6 protein-coding genes are annotated in these 5,731 nt (G+C 36.3%); 4 read left to right on the plus strand and 2 right to left on the minus strand.

Annotated elements, in window-relative coordinates; translation table 11 throughout:
• Positions 1–163: 163 nt before the first annotated feature.
• The 3 genes from dcm to U0839_RS08130 are packed head-to-tail and all read left to right on the plus strand — an operon-like array spanning position 164 to position 3,059.
• Positions 164–1,366, plus strand: coding sequence for a DNA (cytosine-5-)-methyltransferase (dcm, locus tag U0839_RS08120; protein ID WP_155565306.1), 1,203 nt, complete (start codon positions 164–166; stop codon positions 1,364–1,366).
• Between the two features lie 58 nt (positions 1,367–1,424).
• On the plus strand, positions 1,425–1,838 hold the full coding sequence (locus U0839_RS08125; protein ID WP_230882745.1) for a very short patch repair endonuclease: 414 nt from the start codon (positions 1,425–1,427) through the stop codon (positions 1,836–1,838).
• Complete coding sequence (locus U0839_RS08130) at positions 1,839–3,059, plus strand: type II restriction endonuclease (RefSeq protein WP_413550452.1); 1,221 nt, start codon at positions 1,839–1,841, stop codon at positions 3,057–3,059. It abuts the gene before it with no gap.
• A 174-nt stretch (positions 3,060–3,233) separates the two neighbouring features.
• On the opposite strand, the gene U0839_RS08135 is transcribed toward U0839_RS08130, so the two are convergent.
• Positions 3,234–4,499, minus strand: coding sequence for a Y-family DNA polymerase (locus U0839_RS08135; RefSeq protein ID WP_413550453.1), 1,266 nt, complete (start codon positions 4,497–4,499; stop codon positions 3,234–3,236).
• Positions 4,500–4,527: 28 nt separating this feature from the next.
• On the minus strand, positions 4,528–4,977 hold the full coding sequence (locus U0839_RS08140; protein WP_232349722.1) for a LexA family protein: 450 nt from the start codon (positions 4,975–4,977) through the stop codon (positions 4,528–4,530).
• 523 nt (positions 4,978–5,500) lie between these two features.
• On the opposite strand from U0839_RS08140, the gene U0839_RS08145 reads away from it, so the two are divergent.
• Complete coding sequence (locus tag U0839_RS08145; protein WP_155565310.1) at positions 5,501–5,650, plus strand: hypothetical protein; 150 nt, start codon at positions 5,501–5,503, stop codon at positions 5,648–5,650.
• Positions 5,651–5,731 lie beyond the last annotated feature (81 nt).

The following is a 5,731-nucleotide window of genomic DNA, read 5'->3' on the forward strand; positions in this document are numbered from 1 at the left end:
ATCAATGTTCTGCTTAGTATAAGACTTGGTGATGTTATCATGATTATTGATGCCATTTTTAAAATAGCCAAGGTTTTGCAGGGAAGTTATTGACGCTTTTATTTTTGAATATTTTATGACATAATGTCAATATTATTTCCAAATAAAATAATGTTGGATTAAAATGTTACGTACAGAATTCGCACAATTACGAGAACAGGCTGGGATTTCCATTAAAGATTTGGCTAATGAGGCAGGTTTTACACAAAGAACATTATATAGATGGGAAAAGGGTGAAGCCGTTCCGCGTAAGGCTGTTATGACATTATTACAAAACAAGATAGCCATTGCGGGAAATGGGCAATGCAAATTCAGGTTCATTGATCTGTTTGCGGGCATAGGGGGGTTGAGACGTGGATTTGACCGGATTGGCGGTCAATGTGTGTTTACAAGCGAATGGAATATGTATTCGCAAAAAACCTATAGGGCCAATTACGCATGCAATCATGAAATTGCGGGTGACATAACCAGGATAAGTGAGCGGGATATACCTGATCACGATATCCTGCTGGCGGGTTTTCCATGTCAGCCATTTTCAATTGCCGGCGTGTCAAAAAAAATATCCCTGGGATTGAAGCACGGGTTTGCATGTGAGACACAGGGCAACCTGTTTTTCGATGTCGCGCGTATTATCAGATATCATCGTCCAAGGTGTTTCCTGTTGGAGAATGTGAAAAATCTTGTCAGTCATGACAAAGGAAGAACCTTTTCAATCATTCGCAATGTGTTGGAACATGAGCTTGGGTATTGCCTGCACTGGCGTATCATTGATGGAAAAGGGTTTGTTCCCCAGCATCGTGAGCGTATTTTTATCGTCGGGTTTCTGGATAAAAACGATTTCAGTTTTGACACATTATCCTTGCCCGATCCGTTGTCAGGGCCCCGCCTCTCGGCAATCCTGCACCCTGAAAACGGTAGTGAAAAACCGGAAAGCCACTATACCGTGGGAAAAAAGGCCGCTGTTTCCGAAAAATACACGTTATCCGACAAATTATGGAAATATCTGCAAAACTATGCTGACAAGCATAAAAAGGCGGGAAACGGTTTTGGTTTTGGACTGTGCGATCATGACAGTGTGGCCAGAACATTGTCGGCACGCTATTACAAGGACGGATCTGAAATCCTTGTCTCACAGGGATGCGATAAAAACCCGAGACGGTTGACCCCGAGAGAATGTGCGCGGCTGATGGGGTTTGACAGGCCTGGGCAGTCAGATTTTAAAATTCCCGTTTCGGATACCCAGGCATACAGGCAATTCGGAAATGCGGTCGTGGTTCCTGTTGTTGAGGCTATTGCCAGTCATATACTTCCCCATTTGCTAAATTGATGGATGTTTCATTATTAAAATGATCGATATTGTTGATCAGAAAACCAGAAGTAGAATAATGTCGTGTATTCGTTGTAAAAATACAGCTCCTGAAATGTTTATACGCAGAATATTGCATTCACGAGGTTATCGTTACAGGTTGCATGATCATAAACTGCCCGGCAAGCCAGATATGGTTTTTCGAAAATATAATGCTGTAATTTTTATTCATGGCTGTTTTTGGCATGGGCATGACTGCCATTTGTTTAGGATGCCTTCATCAAGAGTAGAATTCTGGAAAAATAAGATAGAGACAAATAAGAAAAGGGATATGACTGCCATTTGTAATCTTAGGGAACTTGGTTGGAGGTCGATGATTATATGGGAGTGTGCCATTAAGGGGAAAAAAAAGGTTTCTGTAGAAGACCTGGTGTCTATTACCGATTACTGGTTTCGTAAATGTAATGATAATATGCAAGTTAGAGGAAAGTAAATGGCCTCATTAAATGAACTTTCTTATTGGCTGAATGAACAGAGAAGAATGGATAGGGTCTGGTATGTAAAACGTCTTTCAGCCAATGATACTTTGGCATCAGGATCTCATCAGGCTGGTCCTTACATGCCTAAAAAGCTGCTTATGGATCTTTTTCCATCATTGCAATATAGTGGTAAAAAAAATCCAAGGGTTACATTCGAACTGCGACTTGACAGTTGTCATGATATCAGGGATGTAACGGCAATATGGTATAATAACAAATGGCATGATGGTGGAACTCGAGATGAAGTGCGTATAACAAACTGGGGAGGTCAGCATTCGGCTTTGCTTGAACCTGAAAATACGGGTTCTTTGGTCATTTTTTCTTTTCAAAGACAACAGGGACGGGATGTTTCTCTTTGTAATGTGTGGGTGTGTGATCATGTAACAGAGGAAGATTTGATTGAAAATCTTATAGGAGTTATTATTCCCGGGAAACATATTATTCGATCCTGGGATAGGAATTGCTTTGAAGAAAAGAACAAAAACAATTCTTGTTGCTTGTCACCAGAGAATATACCAGAAGATTGGAGAAACAACTTTCCGACAACTATAGATATTTTAAAAAAAGTGATTGAGTTAATACCTGATATTGGTGATACTGTCGATGAGCGTCTTATTAGACGTAGAAATTGTGAATTTGAGCTTTTTAGAAATATTGAAAAAAATATAGAGTTTTCTTTTATTCGGCAGGGATTTAGTACGATTGACGCATTTCTTGAAACAGCAAAAAAAATTTTGCAAAGAAGAAAAGCACGGTCAGGTCGTTCGTTAGAGCTTCATCTTAGAGAGATTTTTTTAGAAGAGAAATTAAAGGAAGGATTAAATTTTTCATATCAACCAGAGACGGAAAATGGTAAAAGACCAGATTTTGTTTTTCCATGTGAAAATGCCTATAAAAATAAACATTTTTTATCAAAACAATTGAGAATGCTGGCTGTTAAAACAACATGTAAGGATAGGTGGAGACAAATATTAAATGAAGCGGATCGTATCCCAGTTAAACATTTGTTCACATTGCAAGAAGGGGTTTCGGTAAATCAGTTTCAGGAAATGTGTGAATCAAATGTTAGATTGGTGGTGCCAAAACCTTTAATAAATAAATATCCTTTGGAAATTCAAGGACATCTTCAAACCCTAGAATCTTTTGTGGGAGATGTGCGTTTATTGTCCAATTAATATAGATGCGAAAATTTATCGTGATAGTTTTCTGGTAAACTTATATCTTTTAAAGATAACTTATCAAAAGCGGGTGTAATTTATATATTGTGATTGCCATCTTCTCCGTTATTTAATAAATTTTTCAAGATAGAATAATAATTATTCTCAGAATCAATTTACCCGATAAGAATTTTAAATTCGTAATTTCAATATTTCATTCCATCGTGTTGTATAGCGTTGGCTCAACTGTTCCCGTTTAAGGTGCCATCTTGCCTTTTTTCTCTGTCCACCTATAAGAATCGTATGAGATCCCATTTGTTGATTAATCCTGTCGATCACTTGCATAAGACTATTATTGCGCTTGATTGATTGGTCATTTTGGGTATGGGTGAAAAAATCGAGCTGTCTTTGATTTTTATGGATGATATCCAAAAGCATTATGCCTGCTTTATGATAATGGTATTCAGCCCTGAAAATTTTACGAAGCCCTTTTTGAGCAGCCCTGATGATTTCTCGGCTATCATCTGTAGGATATGGCATGGATATGGCAAAGGAAGGGGTGTATTGTAACGATTGATCGTGAAAACGATTGGTTCTTAAAAAAACCAGAACAGCATGGGTAATGGAATGCTGTTTTCTTAATTTTTCGGCAGCTCGGCAGGTATGCAAGCGAATGGCTTCCTCAATATCAAACAGGTTGTTGGTACTTTGACCAAAACTTCGAGAAGCGACTATATTTTTTTTTGGTGTATGAAAATCTGTCAGTTCAATACAGGAAATTCCTCTTAATTCCAGAACAGTACGTTCCAAAACAACTGAAAAATGCTGTTGCATAAATTTGGGGCTGCAATTTTTTAATTGCCAGGCATTTTCAATACCCATTGCGATCAGTTTGGCATTTAAGTGACGACCGATGCCCCATATTTCAGAAATTGGTAAATTTTCAAGAATATGTCTAAAATCAGAACCATGAATATCTAGGCAGAAAATACCTTCATGTTTTTTATCTTTTTTAGCGATATGGTTGGCTATTTTTGCAAGAGTTTTGGTGGTTGACAGACCAATGGAAACAGGGATTCCAGTGTTTTTCTTAATGATTTTTTGAACATGGCGACAATAATTATTGGTTTTCTGATCCCCATTTAAATGAATAAATGCTTCGTCAATAGAATAAGGCTCAACATGATAAAAATAATTCTGAACGGTTTCAAAGACACGTTGGCTCATATCACCATAAAGTTCGTAATTGGAACTTAATAAAGTGATTTTCTCTTGTAAATCCAAAGGAATTTTAAATGCCGGCATTCCCATGGGGATGAAAGGTTTAAGCTCGTTAGAGCGGGCAACAACACATCCATCGTTATTTGAAAGAATACCAACCGGACGATTTTCCAATTTTGGATTAAAAACACGTTCACATGAAACGTAAAAATTATTACAGTCAATTAATCCAATCATTATTTTATTTATTATGGTTGAACAGTTTTTAACGATTGCGGTTTCTGAAAGAATGGATTGTATGAATGACCACTCCCCAGATCATGGTTTCTTTGTCCTTGATTTCTATAGGGGGGTAATTAGGATTGCCAGATTTCAAATAAGGGATATTGTTTTTAATTGCCAAAGCTTTACAGGTTAACTCTCCATCAACAGAAGCAATGACAATATCACCCTGACGGGGATCTAGCGATCGGTCAACTATCAAAAGGTCATGATCGAAAATACCGTAATCAATCATGGAATCCCCAGAAACCCGTATGTAATAAGTTGCAGAAGGATGATCAACCAAATGTTCTGTGAGCTCTAGTTTCCCTTCAAGATAGTCATCTGCAGGAGAGGGAAAACCCGCTTTCACCAGCATTTCAATGTGAGGTAAAAAATATCTGCATGTGTCAGGATGGACAGGGTGAATAGAAACCATTTCTGTCTCAACCATAATTTGATCTCCATAAATAATTTTTTGGCCGACTATAAAAGTTAATTTTCTATTAATCAATGAAAGAATAAAAATTTTTATAGTTCTTTGAATGACTTATTTGGTTGTGTTATCAAATTTGAGATATGGGATCATTTAGGATAAACGAATTAATTATTTAATTAGTCGGAATAAATTTTAAAGTCCGAAAAATTGCAATCTAGATATTGAGTAATTATGACCGATATAAATCGTTAAAGTAATGAATATGTTATTTATACCATGAATTATATATAAATCATATGGTTATCTTTTGAGGTTGGAGTATATTCAGTAATTTATTTTAGTTTTTATTAGGTTAAATTACGAAATTTAGATTTATACAGACAATTTTTATGGGTATATAATTATAATCTTGTTATATCGCTTGTATATGTTGCAGGTTCTTAAATGAAACCTATCATCGATATGACGAAATCATTATCAAAAAGGAATTATAACATATTGACAGATTCTTCCATTGAGGTATCTCAATGGAAAATCAATGACCAAATATCAAGCTTTAGATGGATCAATTGTAAAGTGTCCATTAATCAGGTTTGTTTCAGATAGTCAATCTATGTTTACATTGGGACAGCAAATATTACAGCTTGGTGGTGATATGGAAAATTCCCATTGGTGCGAATATACATGATATTAATGGATATTATGAGAAGTTAGTAATTTTGCCTGATTAAATTACGACACCAAAAATTATGGAGCATCAAATAATTAG

The sequence above is a fragment of the Commensalibacter sp. A3DC genome, assembly GCF_047307945.1.
GTDB lineage: Bacteria > Pseudomonadota > Alphaproteobacteria > Acetobacterales > Acetobacteraceae > Commensalibacter > Commensalibacter melissae.